A 17047-nucleotide genomic window follows, 5' to 3' on the forward strand; every position below is an offset into this window, starting at 1 on the left:
GACTTGGCGCGGCCTGACCTGGCGAGGCCTGACTGGGTGCGGCCCAATCCGGCGCGGCTTGACCGGGCGCGGCCCAATCCGGCGCGGCCGAACCGGGCGCGGCCTGACTGGGCGCGGCCCAACCTCCTGCGCCCGACCTGGCGCGGCCTGACCGGGCGCCGGTCCCGACCAGCGATGGCACCACGGCCGCACCGGTCGTGGCCGACCCGATGCCGGTCCCGATCAACACCGGAGCTCCCGCTCGGCCCGCCCCCAGCACGACCCGGCGCGGCGCAGCCCGTGCTCAGCCCGACCGCCGATGACCAGGACCGGCCACGGCGCAGCGGCGGCCGGAATGCCCGCGTCTGCCGCCAGTTCCGCCCCGCCACCGCCCGCCAGGCCGAGCCCCGCCCCGCCCGCCACAGCCGGAGCCCCGTCCCGCCGCCGTTCGCCCAGTCCCGCTCCGCCGCCGCCCCACCAGTCCGTCCCCGCCACCACTCCACCACCCGCCACCCCACCCCCGTCCCCGCCGCCGGTCCACCCCCCACCCCCCAAAGCCGGAAGGCGACATCACACCGGCCCCGCCACCCGTCCGTGCGAGGATCGGACCGATGAGCACTGCGATCCGCGCGAACACCGTGCTGCCCGCCCGCCGGGAGCCGATCACCCTGCACACCGCCGACGACCTGCGGCTGATCGGCGAGCTCGCGTTGCCCGAGCAGCGGGCGCCGAAGGCGACCCTGGTCTGCCTGCACCCGCTGCCCACGCACGGCGGGATGATGGACTCGCACATCTTCCGCAAGGCCGCGTTCCGGCTGCCCGCGCTGGCCGATCTGGCCGTGTTGCGGTTCAACACCCGCGGCACCGCCAGCGAGGCCGGCCGCAGCGAGGGCAGCTTCGACGGCGGCGACTCCGAGCGCTACGACGTCGCCGCCGCGCTGGAGTACGCCGAGTTCAACGACCTGCCCGACGTCTGGCTGGTCGGCTGGTCCTTCGGAACCGACCTGACCCTCGTGCACGGCCTGGATCCGCTGGTCCGCGGCGCGATCCTGATCTCGCCGCCGCTGCGCTGGAGCACCGAGGACCACCTGCGCGCGTGGGCGGAGTCGGGCAAACCGGTGCACGCGCTGATCCCGGAGTTCGACGACTACCTGCGTCCCGACGAGGCCAGGCGCCGGTTCGCCACCATCCCGCAGGCCGAGGTGACCGGTTTCCCCGACACCAAGCACCTGTGGGTCGGCAAGGCCGAGGAGGCGCTCGACGCGATCGTGCGGGTCGTCGCCCCGGACGTCGCGACGCCGCTGCCGGACACCTGGGACGGGCCGTCCGAGACCCGCCAGGTAACGATCGTCGGGTCCTGACCGACGCGGAGTCCCCGCCTCCGGCACGATGGGCCCGTGCACTTCATCGAATCCGGAGTCGGCCCGCCGCTGGTGCTGCTGCACGCCTTCCCCGTGGACGCCCGGATGTGGAACCGGGCGCGGGCGCTGCTGGAGGAGCACGCGCGGGTGATCACCCCCGACCAGCGCGGCCTGGGCGAGAGCTCGTTGAACGGGAGTTCGGCGCGGAACCTGGCCGAACCGACGCGGCGCCCGGTGGACGCGCCGAGCATGGCCGCAGCCGCCGCCGACGTCATCGCGCTCCTCGACACGCTCGACCTGCCGCGGGTCCTGCTCGGCGGCTGCTCGATGGGCGGCTACGTGGCGATGGCCGTGCTGCGTGCGGCCCCGGAGCGCGTGGCCGGGCTGCTGCTGGCCGACACCAAGGCGATCGCCGATGACAGGAGCAGCGGCGGAACCGGTTGCAGGCGGCCGAACGCGCGGTCCGTGAGGGCACCGACGGCTGGCTCGCCGAGGGCATGCTGCCCAACGTGCTGGGCACGACGACCCGCGCCGACCGTCCCGAGCTGGTCGCCGAGGTCCGGGACATGATCGCCACCCAGCCCCCGGACGGCGTCGCCTGGGCGCAGCGCGCGATGGCCGACCGGCCGGACAGCACCAGTCTGCTGCGCGAGTTCCGAGGTCCGGCGCTGGTGGTCGTGGGCGAGGAGGACACCGTGACCCCGCCGGAAGGCGCCGCGGACCTGCTGCCAGGGACGGACCCGGTGCGGCTGCCCGCGGCCGGTCACCTCGCGCCGATGGAGAACCCGGAAGCCTTCGCCGAGGTCGTCGTGCCCTGGATCAACCGCGTGGGCTGACGCGAAGGGCCCCGCCGGAGCGGGGCCCTCGTCTCAACGGCGCGGGTGCCTGTCCACTTTGGTCCCGCCGCCGTCCGGCACCGGGAGCTGGATCCGGCGGGTCGGCGGATCGTGCGGGTTGTTGCCCTGGATCGCGCCCCGCTTGATCTTCTCCGTCGGCCCGTCGTCGGTGGTCGCCGGCTTCGCCGCTCCCTCCGCCGGCTTCGCCGCCACCGCCGCGGGCTCGCGCTTCGGCTCCTCGGCGGCCGGGGCCGCCTCGGCCTCGCCCTGCTCCGGCCGGTCGGCCGCGACGTTGGCCTCGGCGAGCTCGCGGGCCCGCTCGCGCGCCTCGGCCGCCGCCTCGCGCAGCTTCGCCTCCTCGGTGTCCTCCTCGGCCAGCCGCTCCAGCAGCGGAGTGGTCTGACCGAGCAGGCTCGCGGCGTCGCGCAGCTTCGCCGCGACGGTGTCGCGCAGCTCGGTGAGCGAGTGCACCTGCTGGTCGGCCTTGGTGAGCATGCGCTGCACCTCTTCGGTGGTGTTGCCGAGCCTGCGCTCGGCGTCCGCGCGGGCCTCGGCGACCAGCCGCTTGCTCTCCCGGGTCGCGTCGTCGACGAGCCGGGTCGCCTCGTCCGTGCACTCCTTGACCATGAGCTCGGACTTGTCGGAGGCCTCCCGGACCATCCGCTCGGCGATCTGCTGGGACTTCTGCTCCCGGCGCTCGGCGGCCTCGATGGACTCGCGCTCGCGCTTCTCGGCAGCTTCGATGGACTCGCGCTCGCGCTTCTCCGCCGCCTCGGTGGACTCCCGGGTGAGCTTCTCGGCCGCCGCGGTCGACTCGCGTTCGAGCTTCTCCGCCTTCGCGGTGGCCTCGCTCACCAGCCGCTTGGCCTCGTCGGTGGCCTCGCGGACGCGGCGGTGCGCCTCGTTGGTGCCCTCCCGGAGCCGCCGGTTGGACTCCTCGGTGGCCTCCCGGACCCGCCGCTCGGCGTCGGCCTTGCTGGTGGCCTCCTGCTCGGCGAGGGTGCGCATGGACTCGGTCCGCCGGGCCGCCATGGCGATCTCGAAGTCCTCTTCGACCTGGGTCCGCCGGGCCTCGGACTCCTGGTCGGCGCGCCGCGCGTTCTCCTGCGCCTCGCGGGTGATCCGCTCCGCCTCGGACTTGGCCCTGTCCATCAGCGCGCGGTGTTCGGTCTCCATCTCGCCGCGGCGCTGGTCGACCTCGGCGATCAGCTTCTCGTAGCGGGTGCGCAGCTGGGTGGCTTCGGCCTCGGACCGCGAGCGGGTCTCGGCGGCGTCGTTCTCGGCGCGGGAGCGGATGTCGTTGGCCTCGTCCTGGGCCAGCCGCAGCATCCGCTGCAACCGCTCGCTGAGCCCCTCCAGCGTGGTCGGCGGCTTGGACAGCCGCTCGACCTGGCCGCGCAGGTTCTCGATCTCGGAGCGGGCCGACTCCAGCTGCTTGGACAGATCGTTCGCCTGCGAGACCGCAGCGTCGCGGTCGGCGGTGAGGATCCGGAGATCGGCGTCGATGCGCTCCAGGTGCTCGTCCACCTGCGCGCGGTCGTAGCCGTTCTTGCGAGCGAGGTCGAAGCCTGATCCCAGGGGTAGCAGGTCACGGTCGTCGGCAAGGCCCATGGCACCCAACGCTACCTGGAACTCGGCGGCGTTGTGGGAGGTGTGGGCTTGATGACCGGAATTCGTGGCGCGCCCCGCCTGCCACATCCGAAACAGGCTCGGGACACTCTTGACCGGCTGGCCAACCAAGAAGATGATAAGAAAAGGCCGTCGGGGTCAGTGGAGGTGATCGACGTGGCCAGTAGGTCGGAAGGCGCGACTGCGAAGCCGTGGATGCGCTGGCAGGACTGGGTCGCTGTGGTGCTGGGTGCCTACCTCGTGCTCGCGACGTTGTGGACTGCCACCAACGGCAACGCGATGTCGGCGATGATCGTTCTCGGAGCGCTGCTGGTGATCGCCAGCGTGTGGTCGCTGGCCATGCCGGGTTCGATGACCAGCGAGTACTCCCACATGCTGCTGGGCGTGCTGCTGTTCGTCTCGCCATGGGCCCTCGGCTACACCGAGTTCATGGGTGCCGCGTGGACCTCCTGGGTGGTCGGCGTGCTCGCCGTGATCGCCGGGGCCGCGGCGCTGCCGGAGGCCAACGCGGCGCACCAGCGGGGAGTCGCCGGACAGCACTGACCGTTCGGTGGTGACACCCAGCGCGGCTCGGAACCGGAGCGGATCCGGGCCGCGCTGTATTTTCTGGACCGGTCACCGGTGATCGAAGCCGGGAAGCGGTTCGGAGGCTGGAGGTCGCCCCGATGGAACAGGCGGACGTGGGTGCTCGGCCCGGGGCCGAGGCCGAGGACGGCGTGACCGCGCGGGAGCGGATCCTGGTCGCGGCCGGTGAGCTGTTCGCCGAGCACGGTTTCGACGCCACGCCGACATCGCGGATCGCGGAGCGGGCCGAGGTGCCCAAGGGGCTGATCCACTACTACTTCCGCCGCAAGCAGGACCTGCTGACGGCGCTGGTGGACCGGCTGCCGGACGAGGCGGTCGAGTCCGAGCGGGTCGTGGTGCGCGGGGACGTGGCGGGCAGCCTGCGCAGGCTGGTGCGCGAGCTGGACGCCCGGCTGGAGTCGTCGCTGCTGCTCAGCCACCTGCTGTGGCGGGAGGCCGACACGCACGTGGCGGTGCGCGAGGCGTTGCAGGCGCGGTTCCAGGCCGTGGTGGAGCTGATCCGCCGGGTCATCGAGTCCTCGCTGCCCGCGGGCCGGGGCGGTGACGTCGACGCCGCGGCGATGCTGCTGGCCCGGGTGGTCAACCACCGGCACTCGGTGGCCCGGCACGGCGAGCACGACGACGAGCTGGAGCGCGAGATCGGGTTCATCGCTCGCGCTCTCGAACTGGGGGCCGGGCGGGGGAAGCGGGCCCGGCCCGCCTGATCCCGCGCGCTCAGGACTCGCGCTGCCGGGCGCGGTGCCGGGCGACGTTGACCCGGTTGCCGCACAGCTCCGGCATGCAGTAGCGGCGCCTGCCCGCCTTGCTGGTGTCGACGAACATTCCCTCGCAGACCGGGGAAGCGCAGTGCCGGAACCGGTCGTGGCTCAGCGCGCGGAGCACGCCGAGCAGGCCCACGCCGATCAGCACGCCGAGCTGGTCGGCAAGCGAGGCGCCCGGCGAGGTCGTGACGTACCACTGCCAGTCCCCCTCGCCGTCGCGGTGCAGCACCGGGGTGGCGTTCGCGATCAGCGCGTTGGCTCCGGCGGCGGCCCGGTCCTCGTCGGCTTCCAGCAGATCGCGGACTTTCCCGCGCAGCGCAAGAACTTCGTCGAGGTCGGCCGGCACCGCCTCGGACTCGATGCCGTGTTCGGCGAGGAACCGCGTCAGCGCCGCCGGATCGGTCAGGACCTCGCCCGCGCTGCGCACGACGGGGGAGGTGTTGACGAGGTCGGTCGCCATCCCCGCCCCGCTGACGTAATCGTTGAAAAGTAGTTTCAAGTCTTACCTCCTGCTAAGGTAACCGGAGAAAACGGATTATAAGCCTTAGTGGAGGTCGTTCGAATGCAGTGGGAGCTCCCGCACCGCGTCCGCGTGTCCGGCGGCGAAGTCGCCACCGACGTCCTGGGGTCCGGGCCGCCGGTGGTCCTGGTGCACGGCACACCGGCGTCCTCGTTCCTGTGGCGCGAGGTCGCGCGGGTGCTGGCGCGCACGCACACCGTCCACCTGTGGGACATGCTCGGTTACGGCAGCTCCCGCCCGGATCCCGGCGTCGCGCCGTCGATCGCGCGGCAGGCGCGCACGCTGGCCGAGCTCGTCGAGCACTGGGGACTGGACGCGCCGAGCCTGGTCGGGCACGACATCGGCGGCGGGGTCGTGCTGCGCGCGCACCTCGTCGAGGGGGTTGCGGTCCGCAGCCTGGCGCTGCTCGACGCCGCCGTCCTCGGGCCGTGGAACACGCCGTTCACCGAACACATGCAGCGCCACGAAGACGCCTACCGCACGATGCCGCCGCATGTCTTCGCCGACATCATCGCGGCGCGGATGCGCACGGCCACGCACCGCGGGATGTCCGAAGAGGTCGCCGACGCCTACCTCGCGCCGTGGGCGGGTGCGGACGGGCAGCAGCGGTGGATCGACCAGGTCTCCGCGGTGACCTTCGAGGACACCCGCGAGGTGGTGGCGCGGCTGGACCGGATCACCGCGCCCGCGCTGGTGCTGTGGGGCGAGCACGACGAGTGGCTGGACGGGACCGTCGGTGACCGGCTCGCCGCCGCGATTCCCGGCGCCCGGCGGGAAACCGTTGCCGGGGCGGGGCATTTCATCGCGGAGGACAGCGCGGCGGACGTGGCCGCCGCGCTGTTGCGGATCGTCTGATCAGGACGCCGGTTCGACCAGTTCGACGAGGACGCCGCCGGCGTCCTTGGGGTGGACGAAGTTGATGCGGCTGTTCGCGGTGCCGCGCCGCGGCTCGTCGTAGAGCAGCCGCAAACCCTTGGCGCGCAACGCCTCCGACGCCGCCTCGACGTCGGTGACGCGGTAGGCGAGCTGCTGCAGGCCCGGCCCGCTGCGGTCCAGGAACTTCGCGAGCGACGAGTCCTCTCGCAGCGGTGCGAGCAGCTGGACCTGCGTCGCGCCCGTGGTGTCGCCAGGTGCGCGCAGCATCGCTTCCTGGACGCCTTCCTGCTCGTTGACCTCGCGGTGACCGACCTCCAGGCCGAAGGTCTCCCGCTGGAACTCGATCGCGGCGTCCAGATCGGCCACCGCGATTCCGACGTGGTCGATCGCGACGACCAGCTCGTTCAGCTCCTTCATGAGCGTGAGCCTAACTCGCGTTCGACCCCGGGGAAATCGGGGAAATGCGGCAAATGAATCTCGCCGCACCTTGATCGCATTGCCCCGAACGGTGGAGTTCGATGAGCGTGCCGCACACGAGCATGTCGATAATTCACCGGGAAGGGGTGGTTATGGTCAGCAAGCAACCTGTGCGGTTGGCCCTGGCGGCGATGTTCGGCGCGGTCGCGGTGTTCGGCGCACCGCCGGCGCTGGCCGCGGGCGACGACGGGGTCATCTCCGGGGGCGGTGGGGAGAACCCCGAGGAGATCCGGCTCAAGCGGGAACGGGCCTGGGTCGTCGAGAACGCACCGCTCACCTTCGGCGCCGAGCCCTACCGGGCGGTCAAGGACGCCGCGGCCAAGGCGGTCGGGGAGGCGGGCTGCGAGGTCAGCGCGGACGCCGCCGCGAACCTGGCGCTGTCCACGACCTGGCCCGAGGTGGCCGGTTCCGGTGAGGCGCCGTCGCCGATGACGCTGTCCCGCTACGACGACCAGGCTTCGCTGGCCGACCCCGAGCAGCGGGCCGAGGGGCTGTTCTTCAACCCCGGTGTGGGGATCTGGCAGCTGGACTCGGCGGGGCTGGGCGCGAAGGAGACCGCCGCGACCGCCATCGACTCGGTCACCGCGGCCGGGAAGATGGTGCCGTACATGCTCGGCAAGTACTGCGACGCGGTGAACGGCGGCTCCTCGGCGAGCTCGGCCAGGGCGAGCGCGTGGAAGGACTGGCACGCCTGCGACGACGGCGCGTGCGAGAAGATCTTCGACCGCCTGGAATCTGAAGGCGTCACCGAGGACAGCGGCGTCAACCGCTACGGCGGGGCCGAGATGCGCAAGTGCACCTTCGAAGGTGCCGAGTACGACTGCCTGTTCGTCGACCCGAGCAAGGCGCAGGGCGAGGACGCGTGGACCTCGCCGGACTTCGGCCCCGCGCCGGTGCCCGCGCCGTTCTACGTCTTCACCTACACCAAGAGCGGCACCGACTACGAGGTCCGCTACTGGCTGAAGGACGACTCCGGAGCGAAGGGCGACGTCTCGGCTTCACGGGAACTGGGGGTCAACGCCCGCACGAAGTTGTCGTGGGCGGACGAGAACGGGCTCTGCGACACCACCAAGGGTCGCGGCAACTGCTGAACGGTGCGCGGGCGGCTTCTCGCGAGGTCGCCCGCGCGTCCGCGATCAGTGCCGGGTGAGACCTCGGTAGGGGAGGAACCGCTGGAAGCCGAGGCCGGTCAGTCCGGGTGTCCGCTCGATCATCCGCGGAACCGTGTCGTCCCCGCCGAGCATGCTCTCCACCACGGCTTGGTGCGCGGCTTCGTCCTCGAACTCCGCGTAGTTGACCAGGCTGGTGCCGTCGGTGCTGACGTGGAAGTGGTTCGAGGCCATCCCGCCGACGGCACTGCCTCCGTCCAGTTCGGATTCCTGCCAGGACAGCAGTTCGTCCACGAAGGACCGACCGGTTTCGGCTGTGTCGGTGCGGAAGGAAACCAGCACGATGCAACCCGGCTGGAGCGAGCCGCCCGGGACCACGCTGCGGTAGAGCTGGTAGCTGGTGACGCCGTTGCGCTGGATGCCGGGAACCTCGGCGTCGATGTGCGCGACACGCTCCGGCGGATCGGAATCGCGGGACGCGGCGACCGCGTCCTCGTCCGTCCACTGTGAGTAGTGGAGGACGGTTTTCCCGTCCGTGCCGAGGAACACGCTGTGCCGCAGCAACCCTTGTGGCCACGGGCTGTCCGACCACGCCGCCAGCACCGCATCGGCCGCCGCGCGCTGCCGCCGCGGACCGTCCAGCGTCCAGGTGCTCATCAGCACCACGCCCGAGCCGGGATTCCGGATGTCGGGCAGCGGGTCGGTGAACTCGACCGCCCGCCAGCGCAGCCACTCCCGGTAGGTGCGCGCGGGTCGCCCGGTCACCTGCTGCACCGCGTTGGTGATCGGTTGCGGAGTGTCCACCGCCTCCCGGACGGACTCGCGGAACGCCTTTGCGCTCTCGGCGTCGAAGCCCCTGTCGAGCAGGCGCTCGTGCCACTCGTCGTCGGAGAGCTCGGCCCACCGCAACGGCTTGCCGATCAGCTCACCGATCGACCAGACCTGTTCGACCGGGCTCAGCCGCTCGGGCCCGGTCAGCTCGTAGGCCGTCCCGGCGTGCCCGTCCTCGGTCAGCGCCCGGACGGCGACGGCGGCGATGTCCCGCTCGTCGATCAGCGTGACCTTGTTCCCGCCGAGCGCACCGCGCACGACGCCGCCCGTGCGGACGGCATCGGCCCACTCCAGGGTGTTCGCCGCGAACGACCACGGCCGCAGGAACGTCCACCGCGCGCCGGAGCGCTCGATCGCCACCTCGATGTCGCGATGCGGCCGGGCGATCGGCTCCGACTGCTCGGCAACGCCGTCGCGCACCGCCCCGGACGACAGGAACACGATCCGGTCGACCTGCTTGGCGAGCAGTTCGACCACCTCGTGGGCCGCAGCGGTGTCGTCGAGCCGCGGCCAGACCAGGAAGGCCGCCCGTACGCCGTCCAGATGAGGGCGCAGGGAGTCCGGGTCCGTGTGATCCCCGGAGACGACCTCGACGCCGCCCGGCATCCGCGCTGTCCCCGGATCGCGGGTCACGGCGCGGACCGGCACCCCGGCCCGCACCAGCTCCCGCACGACCTGCCGCCCCACATTGCCCGTCGCGCCGGTGACCAGCACCGGGTTCTGCTCGTTCATGCCGTCACGCTAGGCAGCGGGCCCGGTGCGCGGCATCAGTCACGTGACTGGTCCGCCCCGGGCACGACCTACCCTGAACGGGTGCTCCACGGCCGGGAAGAAGAGACAGCCGCGGTCGAAGAACTCCTCCGCCGCGCCAGGCAGGGCCGCAGCGGTGCGCTGGTCCTTCGCGGCGAAGCCGGAATCGGCAAGTCGGCCGTCCTCGATCACGCGGCGGACCAGGCGACCGGGATGCGGGTGCTGCGCGGAACCGGCATCGAGTCCGAAGCCTCCCTCCCGTTCGCCGGCCTCCACCTCCTGCTCAACGGCCTGACCGACCGCATCGGCGACCTCCCCGAACCGCAGTCGGCAGCGCTGCGCGCAGCGCTCTCGCTCGCGCCCGCCCGCGACGGCGACAGGTTCCTCGTCGGAGCAGCGCTGCTGACGCTGCTCGCGGAACTGGCCGAAGAAACCCCGCTGCTGTGCGTTGTGGACGATGCGCACTGGCTCGACCACGCGTCGAACGAAGCCCTGCTCTTCGCCGCGTGCCGCCTGGAAGCCGAGCCGATCGCCCTCCTGTTCGCCGCCCGCGACCTGCACGCGCCGCCGTTCGCCGCGGACGGCGTGCCCGAACTGCGGTTGTCGCCGCTTGCGGGATCGGCCGCTCACGCGCTGCTCGAAGAGAACGCGCCAGATCTGCCACGGCACGTCCGCGAAGGGATAGTCGAGGCAGCGCAAGGCAATCCGCTCGCGTTGCACGAGTTCCCCGCTGCGCAGCGCGCGGGCAGGCAGCCGCGCGGCGTCGCGCCGCTGCCGCCGCACAGCCGGATCCAGCAGACCTTCGCGGACCTGATCGACGAACTCCCGCCCGCCACGCGCACCCTGCTGCTGATCACGGCGGCGGAAAACACCGGAGAGCCGGACGTCGTGCTCGCCGCCGCGCGGCAGTTCGGCATCGGCTTGGCGGACCTGGAGGCCGCCGAACACCGCCGCGTCGTGCGGCACGTGGACGGCAGGCTGGACTTCCGCCACCCGATGATCAGGTCGGTGGTCTACCAGTCGGCCACGCTGGGCGAGAAGATCGCCGTCCACACCGGACTCGCCGCGGTTTTCGGCCGGCGGCGCAACATCTGCCAGCGCGCGTGGCATCTGGCGGCGGCGAGCACCGGGCCCGACGAGTCGGTGGCGGCTGCGCTGGTCGAAGCGGCGGAGTCGGACCGCTCGCTCGGCGGTCACGCATCGGTCGCCGCCGCCTACGAACGGGCCGGCGAGCTGACCCCGGACCTGGAGGCGCGCGGCACCCGGCTGCTCGCCGCCGCCCGCGCGGCCCGCGAAGCCGGGCAGCCCGAACGCGTGCGCGCTCTCGTGGACGAGGCCGAGCCATGCCTCGAAGACCCCGGTTCGAGGGCCGAATGCCAAGCGCTGCGAGCGGTTTTGGCGGAGGAGGACAACCGGCCGCTGGAAGCGCACCGGATCCTCGTGGACGCGCACGACGACGGCATGCTGTTCCGCGCGGTCGAAACCGCCTGGGCGGCGGGAGATTTCGACGCTGTGGCAAGGACTGCTCAACACACCCAGGACTCCGGTGTGCGACTGCTCGCGCGGGCCGCGGTCGGGCTGAACGGAGCGGAACCCGATGACCTCGCCGACGGTGTGGCGGCACTGCGAGAGCTGATCGGCACGGCAATGCCGAGCGCCACGGTCGCGTGGTGGCGGTTGCTGCTCGGCGATCACCGGGCCGCCCACGACTGGGCCCTGACCGCCGAGCGCGAGGCCCGCACGCGGGGTGCGGTCGGTTCACTGCTCCACGTGCTCGGCGTGCTCACCCGAGCCCAACTCCACCAGGGGCAGCGCTACGACGCCCTGGCCGGTGGCATGGAAGCGCTTCGCATCGCTCGGGACATCGGGCAGGGCCAGGCGATCACGTACGTCTCGACCGTGCTTGCCCATCTCGCCGCGATGGACGGCGACGAGCAGCGCTGCGCCGACCTGGCCACCGAGGCGCGGCGGCCGGGCACCGGGCACAGCTACGTGCGGGCGGCCTGCGCGCTCGGCCTGCTCGACCTCGGTCTCGGCAGGCACGAGGCGGCTTGGGACCGGTTGAGCAGCTTGGTCGACGGCGCGAACCGGATGGACGCGCTGTCGGCGGTTCCGGACCTGGTCGAGGCGGCGGCACGGCTGGGGAGGCGGGTGCGTGCGCCCGTGGAGCGCTACGCGCGGTGGGCCGAGCTCGTCGAGCAGCCGTGGGCGCAGGGGGTCGCGCAGCGCTGCCGCGCTCTGCTGAGCCCGGATGATGTTGCCGAGCAGCGGTTTTCGGCGGCGGTGGAACTCGGGCGGCGGACCGGTGGGCGGCCGTTCGAGCTCGCGCGCAGCGAGTTGCTGTACGGCGAGTGGCTGCGCAGGCGTCGGCGCCGGGCCGACGCGCGACCGTTGCTGCGGTCCGCCGCCGAGGAGTTCGAGCGGCTCGGCGCCACGCCCTGGGCGGAGCGGGCTCGGACCGAGCTGCGCGCGACGGGCGAGACGCTGCGGACGCGGGACCCGGAGCCGGATCCGCTGAGCAGGCTGACACCGCAGGAACTCCAGGTCGTGCGGCTGGCTTCGCGGGGCCTGAGCAACCGCGACATCGGTGCGCAGCTGTTCCTCAGCCCGCGGACCGTCGGCTACCACCTGTACAAGGCGTATCCGAAGCTCGGCGTCGCTTCCCGCCGCGAGCTGGCGGGTCTGCGCACGTGAGCGGCCTGTGTGCGTCATCACAGGCGGCACTGCGTGCCACCCTGGGTATGGTCGCGGCGGCGTCGGAGGCCGCATGATGGTCGTGCGGCGCGCAACGAGGCACGTCGTCGATGCGGATCGGGAGGCAGCGGTGGGGACTTCGGTGATCGTGGCGGGGGCGCGGACCCCGATGGGACGCCTGCTGGGCTCGCTCAAGGACTTCTCCGGCGCCCAGCTCGGCGGCGTCGCGATCAAGGCCGCGCTGGAGCGCGCCGGGGTCGCGCCGGAGCAGGTGCAGTACACGATCATGGGCCAGGTGCTCACCGCGGGCGCGGGCCAGATCCCGGCCCGGCAGGCCGCGGTCGCCGCGGGCATCCCGATGGACGTGCCTGCGCTGACGATCAACAAGGTCTGCCTGTCCGGGCTGGACGCCATCGCGCTGGCCGACCAGCTGATCCGGGCCGGTGAGTTCGAGATCGTGGTGGCCGGTGGCCAGGAGTCGATGACCCAGGCGCCGCACCTGCTCGGCAAGTCCCGCGAGGGCTTCAAGTACGGCGACGTGCAGCTGCTCGACCACATGGCCCACGACGGGCTGTTCTGCGCGTTCGACCAGGTCGCGATGGGTGCCTCCACCGAGAAGTACAACGCCCGCCACGGCCTGACCCGGGAGGAGCAGGACGCGTTCTCCGCCCGCTCCCACCAGCGCGCGGGCGCGGCTGCCGCCGCGGGCGTGTTCGCCGAGGAGATCGCGCCGGTGACGGTGCCGCAGCGCAAGGGCGACCCGGTCGTGGTCGACGCCGACGAGGGCATCCGCGCCGACACCACCGCCGAGGGCCTGGCCAAGCTGCGCCCGGCCTTCGCCCCGGACGGCACGATCACGGCGGGTTCGGCGTCGCAGATCTCCGACGGCGCGGCGGCGGTGGTCGTGATGAGCAAGGCCAAGGCCGAGGAGCTGGGGCTGACCTGGCTGGCCGAGATCGGCGCCCACGGCGTGGTGGCCGGCCCGGACGCGAGCCTGCACGAGCAGCCGTCGAACGCGATCAAGGCGGCCTGCGCCAAGGAGGGCATCGAGCCCGGCGACCTGGACCTGGTCGAGATCAACGAGGCGTTCGCCGCGGTCGGCATCGTCTCGGCGCGCGCCCTGGGCGTCGACGAGGAGAAGGTCAACGTCAACGGCGGGGCGATCGCGCTCGGCCACCCGATCGGCATGTCCGGCGCCCGGCTCGCGCTGCACCTCGCGCTGGAGCTCAAGCGGCGGGGCGGCGGCACCGGCGCCGCCGCGCTCTGCGGCGGCGGCGGGCAGGGGGACGCTCTGGTGGTTCGGGTTTCCTGAGCTGGGGGCCGAAGCGGCTCTGCCGGTTCGGCTGCGGTTTCGTGGGGCTTTCCGGGGCTCTCGCCGACCCCGGACCCCCGGCAGGTCTCCGGGACCGAAGCGGCTCTGCCGGTTCGGAGTCCGGTAGGGCTCGTGGTTCTGGGGTCCTCGTCGACCCCAGACCCCGCCAGGTCTCCGGGATGAGAACCAAACCCCGCCCTCGTAGGTGGGGACGTTGTCGGTGGCTTGGATCAAGCCAGGCTCCGGGGAACCCTGGGAGTTCCCCGGAATCACCCGGACATCCATGATCAACAGGATGACCCGCGGTTACCCTTGGGTGCCATGAAGTGGCTTCCAGGGGGATGGGCGCGGGCCGATCGCGTCGACCCGGAGCGGGGCACGGTTCCCGCCGGGCAGAACCAGCGCGGTACCGCGCGCTACACCGCCGCCGATGACGAGACCGTCCGCGCCCAGCCGCGGCAGCAGGATCGGCCTCCGGCGCCGACGGTGCTCAGCGGCGAGGCGCAGGACGTCGACGTCAGCGCGAGCACCTTCCGCACGCTGCTGATCGGCGGCGGTATCAGCGGGTTGTTCACCGTGCTCTGCGCGGCGACGCTGGTGAACCGCGGAGCGACCGTCGGGATGTGGGTCTGGCAGCTGGTCTTCGGCGTGATCTTCCTGTGGTTCCTCAGCAGTTCCCGCGGGATGCTCAGCAGTCGCGGATTCCTGTTGGACCGCAGCGGTTTCTACGCTCGCACCCGCGGTGAGGTGGTCGGCGTGTCGTGGGACGAGATCGCGGCGGTCGGCGTCGGGTCGCTGCCGTGGATCCAGCACAACCGGCCGATCCCGCCCGACCGCAGGCACGCGCTGGAGTTCTACCCGGCCGACCGCGGTTTCGCCGCGCGGCACCCGGAGTTCGAGCGGTGGCGGGTCGAGGAGCCGCCGTCGATGCCGGGGCTGCCCGCCGAGCGCTACCGCTTCCACCTGCCGCCGTTCAGCAGGCTGCCCCGCTCGCTGGAGCACGGCGTGCAGGCCGTCGCGCCGCGCAAGTGGGTCGGTCACTACAAGCGGGAGCTCCCGCCCGCGTCATGACCAGCCGAGGCTGTCCAGCGGATCTCCCGCGTGCAGCATCGGGTCGTCCACGGCGAACGTGCGGGCCACGCCGCGCCCGGTCGCGGCGGTCTCGAACCGCACCGTGACCCGGCCGAGCCCGGCGCCCTGGACCCAGCCGTGGCCGTGCTCGTCGTGCCGCACGTCGTCGCCCGCCCGCCACTGCCGGGCCACCTGCTCCTCCGGCTCCGGTTCCGGTTGCGGGCCGGGCTCGGCGACCGGTTCGTCGGCGGGGTTGTCGAACAGCGCCTCCTGCTCGGAGGTCGCCAGCCCGGAGAACGAGACCCCCACCAGCCGGATCGGCGTGCCCGGCGGGACCGCCACCGCGGTGAGCCTGCGCGCCGCCGCGGCGAGTGTGGGCAGGTCGCTGGTGGCGCTGGAGAAGGTCTCCGCGCGGCTGATCGTGGTGAAGTCCGAGTCCCGCACCTTCACCGTCACCGTGCGCGCCGCGCGGCCGGAGGACACCAACCTGCGGTGCGCGTTGTCGGCCATCCCGGCGACCTCGGCCTGGAGCCTGCCGGGCTCGGTGATGTCGACGTCGAACGTGGTCTCGGCGCTGACCTGCTTGGCCTCCGCCCGCTCCTCCACGGGGTGGTCGTCGATGCCGCTGGCCAGCCGGTGCAGTTCGCTGCCGTGGGCCTGCCCGAGCAGCGAGACCACGTCGCCGAGGCGCAGGGCGGCGAGCTCGCCGATGGTCTGCACGCCGATGCGGTGCAGCTTCGACTCCGACACCGGGCCGACGCCCCACAGCTTGCGCACCGGCAGCGACCACAGCAGCTCGGTCTCCTGCTCCGGCGGCACGATCAGCGCGCCGTCCGGTTTGGCCAGGCCGGAGGCGATCTTGGCGATCTGCTTGCCCGATCCCGCGCCGATCGACGCGGTCACCCCGGTCTCCCGCGCGACCCGCGCGCGCAGCTGCGCGGCGAAGCGCTCGACCGTCCCGGTCTCGGCCCCCGCGAGCTCGCCGGGCTCCATGAACGCCTCGTCGACCGACAGCTGCTGCACGGCGTCGGAGACCTCCCGCACGATCCCCAGCACCCGCCTGCTGACCTCCCCGTACACCCGGAACCGCGGCGGCAGCACCACCGCCACCGGGCATCGCCGCCGGGCCTCGGACATCGGCATCGCGGAACGGGCGCCGTACTCGCGGGCCTCGTAGCTCGCGCCCGCGACGGTGCCGCGCGGGCCGAGGCCGCCGACCAGCACGGGACGCCCGCGGACCGTGGGACGGGTGAGTTGCTCCACGGACGCGAAGAACGCGTCCATGTCCATGTGCAGCACCCACCGTCGCATGTGCCCATTGAACGATGTTCGCCCGACATCGGGTGCGCATCCCGCCGGACTCGGCGCGCTGGCCGGGGGCGTTCGGGCCGCCGTAGCATGGAAGTCTCGATCGTGTGATGTCCGACCCACGGAGCTGATCTGGCGATGAGCGTTTTCCGCGAGCTGCTGCCCGGGCGCAAGCTCCAGCACGAGGGCGACCAGGGCGCGCCGGGACGCCTGCACGATCCCGGCGGCCCGCTGGACCTGGACAAGGGCGTGGTCTACCTCGCGCCGCCGGAGCACCCGCGCGAGCAGGAGCAGGAAGCGGAGGACCCGGCACCGGAGTCCGACGGCTGAGTCATCACAGCCGGGACTCGGATCGGTCGAATCAGCGCAACCTCCCGAACCTCTCCGTTACTGTTCCCCGGAACAGGTGACGACTGGGGCTAGACAGGCACGCCGAATGCTCACGCAGCGTGCCTGGCAGTCGTGCGCCCGCACCAGCGGTGAGCAGAGGAAGGTAAGCCGTGCAGCCGGACAAGGTGTATGGGAACTCCGGCCTGGACCGGGCCGAGGCGGTGGAGGACGGCACCGCGCTGATCGGCCACATGACCCCGCGGACGCGGGTCGTCGACGGCAGGCCGGTGGGACCGACGCCCGAGCAGATCGGCCAGGACTGGAACCGGATCAGCGGTCGCATCGCCGAGCTGTTCAGCACCGGGGTGCCGGACAACGACCCCCGCACCCAGCAGGCGATCCACGACCACTACCGCTGGATCTGCAACTTCTGGGTGCCGGACCGGGACTCCTACCTGCGGCTGGCCGCGCTCTACGTCAGCCAGCCGAAGTTCCGCCGCCGCATCGAGCGCAAGAAGCCGCGCGGCATGGCCGCCTACATGCGGGACGCGATGACCGCCTACGCCTGGGCCCGCCTGCGCTGATCGGCCGGTGCGCGTCGGTCCCCGCGGTTACCGT

General features: G+C 72.5%; 16 protein-coding genes and 1 pseudogene. 11 read left to right on the top strand and 6 right to left on the bottom strand.

Annotated elements, in window-relative coordinates:
* Window positions 1–222: 222 nt before the first annotated feature.
* Window positions 223–474: a hypothetical protein gene (locus tag ABD691_RS04945; protein WP_344678195.1), complete on the bottom strand. Its 252-nt coding sequence runs from the start codon at window positions 472–474 to the stop codon at window positions 223–225.
* Between the two features lie 116 nt (window positions 475–590).
* Here ABD691_RS04945 and ABD691_RS04950 point away from each other — a divergent pair, with 116 nt between their 5' ends.
* Window positions 591–1340: an alpha/beta hydrolase gene (locus ABD691_RS04950; RefSeq protein ID WP_344678196.1), complete on the top strand. Its 750-nt coding sequence runs from the start codon at window positions 591–593 to the stop codon at window positions 1338–1340.
* A 105-nt stretch (window positions 1341–1445) separates the two neighbouring features.
* A pseudogene (locus tag ABD691_RS04955) lies at window positions 1446–2086 on the top strand (alpha/beta fold hydrolase); the annotation flags it as partial.
* Window positions 2087–2209: 123 nt separating this feature from the next.
* Here ABD691_RS04955 and ABD691_RS04960 read toward each other — a convergent pair.
* The gene (locus ABD691_RS04960; RefSeq protein WP_344678197.1) at window positions 2210–3787 is read right to left on the bottom strand and encodes a coiled-coil domain-containing protein; all 1578 of its coding nucleotides are present in this window, start codon (window positions 3785–3787) and stop codon (window positions 2210–2212) included.
* A gap of 213 nt (window positions 3788–4000) precedes the next feature.
* Between ABD691_RS04960 and ABD691_RS04965 the strand changes: the two genes are divergently transcribed.
* Window positions 4001–4348: an SPW repeat domain-containing protein gene (locus tag ABD691_RS04965; RefSeq protein WP_344678452.1), complete on the top strand. Its 348-nt coding sequence runs from the start codon at window positions 4001–4003 to the stop codon at window positions 4346–4348.
* Window positions 4349–4470: 122 nt separating this feature from the next.
* Window positions 4471–5094 carry a TetR/AcrR family transcriptional regulator gene (locus ABD691_RS04970; protein WP_344678198.1) on the top strand — a complete coding sequence of 208 codons (624 nt, stop codon included), beginning with the start codon at window positions 4471–4473 and terminating at the stop codon, window positions 5092–5094.
* Window positions 5095–5104: 10 nt separating this feature from the next.
* On the opposite strand, the gene ABD691_RS04975 is transcribed toward ABD691_RS04970, so the two are convergent.
* Window positions 5105–5650: a CGNR zinc finger domain-containing protein gene (locus ABD691_RS04975; protein ID WP_344678200.1), complete on the bottom strand. Its 546-nt coding sequence runs from the start codon at window positions 5648–5650 to the stop codon at window positions 5105–5107.
* 63 nt (window positions 5651–5713) lie between these two features.
* Here ABD691_RS04975 and ABD691_RS04980 point away from each other — a divergent pair, with 63 nt between their 5' ends.
* On the top strand, window positions 5714–6526 hold the full coding sequence (locus tag ABD691_RS04980; RefSeq protein ID WP_344678201.1) for an alpha/beta fold hydrolase: 813 nt from the start codon (window positions 5714–5716) through the stop codon (window positions 6524–6526).
* On the opposite strand, the gene mce is transcribed toward ABD691_RS04980, so the two are convergent.
* Window positions 6527–6964 (bottom strand): methylmalonyl-CoA epimerase, encoded by a 438-nt coding sequence (gene mce / locus ABD691_RS04985; RefSeq protein ID WP_344678202.1) that lies wholly within the window; start codon window positions 6962–6964, stop codon window positions 6527–6529.
* A gap of 152 nt (window positions 6965–7116) precedes the next feature.
* Between mce and ABD691_RS04990 the strand changes: the two genes are divergently transcribed.
* Window positions 7117–8115, top strand: a complete 999-nt coding sequence (locus tag ABD691_RS04990; RefSeq protein ID WP_344678203.1) for a hypothetical protein — start codon at window positions 7117–7119, stop codon at window positions 8113–8115.
* A 45-nt stretch (window positions 8116–8160) separates the two neighbouring features.
* Here the strand turns inward: ABD691_RS04990 and ABD691_RS04995 are convergent, their stop codons facing one another.
* A complete protein-coding gene (locus ABD691_RS04995) occupies window positions 8161–9696 on the bottom strand; it encodes an SDR family oxidoreductase (RefSeq protein ID WP_344678204.1) in 1536 nt (511 codons plus the stop codon).
* Window positions 9697–9777: 81 nt separating this feature from the next.
* On the opposite strand from ABD691_RS04995, the gene ABD691_RS05000 reads away from it, so the two are divergent.
* From ABD691_RS05000 to ABD691_RS05010, 3 genes are all read left to right on the top strand, one after another.
* Window positions 9778–12408 (top strand): helix-turn-helix transcriptional regulator, encoded by a 2631-nt coding sequence (locus ABD691_RS05000; RefSeq protein WP_344678205.1) that lies wholly within the window; start codon window positions 9778–9780, stop codon window positions 12406–12408.
* 130 nt (window positions 12409–12538) lie between these two features.
* Window positions 12539–13720 carry an acetyl-CoA C-acetyltransferase gene (locus ABD691_RS05005; protein WP_344678206.1) on the top strand — a complete coding sequence of 394 codons (1182 nt, stop codon included), beginning with the start codon at window positions 12539–12541 and terminating at the stop codon, window positions 13718–13720.
* A 321-nt stretch (window positions 13721–14041) separates the two neighbouring features.
* Window positions 14042–14791 (top strand): hypothetical protein, encoded by a 750-nt coding sequence (locus ABD691_RS05010; RefSeq protein ID WP_344678207.1) that lies wholly within the window; start codon window positions 14042–14044, stop codon window positions 14789–14791.
* On the opposite strand, the gene ABD691_RS05015 is transcribed toward ABD691_RS05010, so the two are convergent.
* The gene (locus ABD691_RS05015) at window positions 14786–16102 is read right to left on the bottom strand and encodes a DNA polymerase IV (RefSeq protein WP_344678208.1); all 1317 of its coding nucleotides are present in this window, start codon (window positions 16100–16102) and stop codon (window positions 14786–14788) included. The two genes, ABD691_RS05010 and ABD691_RS05015, sit on opposite strands and share 6 nt — an antisense overlap.
* A 135-nt stretch (window positions 16103–16237) precedes the next feature.
* Here ABD691_RS05015 and ABD691_RS05020 point away from each other — a divergent pair, with 135 nt between their 5' ends.
* A complete protein-coding gene (locus tag ABD691_RS05020; RefSeq protein WP_344678209.1) occupies window positions 16238–16429 on the top strand; it encodes a hypothetical protein in 192 nt (63 codons plus the stop codon).
* Between the two features lie 170 nt (window positions 16430–16599).
* On the top strand, window positions 16600–17013 hold the full coding sequence (locus ABD691_RS05025; protein ID WP_344678211.1) for a TipAS antibiotic-recognition domain-containing protein: 414 nt from the start codon (window positions 16600–16602) through the stop codon (window positions 17011–17013).
* The last annotated feature ends 34 nt before the right edge of the window (window positions 17014–17047 follow it).

Source organism: Saccharopolyspora taberi, assembly GCF_039534165.1.
GTDB lineage: Bacteria > Actinomycetota > Actinomycetes > Mycobacteriales > Pseudonocardiaceae > Saccharopolyspora_D > Saccharopolyspora_D taberi.

What these genes read in the sequence shown, in the direction of transcription:
- ABD691_RS05020 (WP_344678209.1), top strand. Translation starts at nt 16,238, where the DNA reads ATGAGCGTTTTCCGCGAGCTGCTGCCCGGGCGCAAGCTCCAGCACGAG.
- ABD691_RS05010 (WP_344678207.1), top strand. Translation starts at nt 14,042, where the DNA reads ATGAAGTGGCTTCCAGGGGGATGGGCGCGGGCCGATCGCGTCGACCCG.
- ABD691_RS05015 (WP_344678208.1), bottom strand. Translation starts at nt 16,102, where the DNA reads ATGCGACGGTGGGTGCTGCACATGGACATGGACGCGTTCTTCGCGTCC.
- ABD691_RS04965 (WP_344678452.1), top strand. Translation starts at nt 4,001, where the DNA reads ATGCGCTGGCAGGACTGGGTCGCTGTGGTGCTGGGTGCCTACCTCGTG.
- mce (WP_344678202.1), bottom strand. Translation starts at nt 6,964, where the DNA reads ATGAAGGAGCTGAACGAGCTGGTCGTCGCGATCGACCACGTCGGAATC.
- ABD691_RS04960 (WP_344678197.1), bottom strand. Translation starts at nt 3,787, where the DNA reads ATGGGCCTTGCCGACGACCGTGACCTGCTACCCCTGGGATCAGGCTTC.
- ABD691_RS04980 (WP_344678201.1), top strand. Translation starts at nt 5,714, where the DNA reads ATGCAGTGGGAGCTCCCGCACCGCGTCCGCGTGTCCGGCGGCGAAGTC.
- ABD691_RS04995 (WP_344678204.1), bottom strand. Translation starts at nt 9,696, where the DNA reads ATGAACGAGCAGAACCCGGTGCTGGTCACCGGCGCGACGGGCAATGTG.
- ABD691_RS04950 (WP_344678196.1), top strand. Translation starts at nt 591, where the DNA reads ATGAGCACTGCGATCCGCGCGAACACCGTGCTGCCCGCCCGCCGGGAG.
- ABD691_RS04970 (WP_344678198.1), top strand. Translation starts at nt 4,471, where the DNA reads ATGGAACAGGCGGACGTGGGTGCTCGGCCCGGGGCCGAGGCCGAGGAC.
- ABD691_RS04990 (WP_344678203.1), top strand. Translation starts at nt 7,117, where the DNA reads ATGGTCAGCAAGCAACCTGTGCGGTTGGCCCTGGCGGCGATGTTCGGC.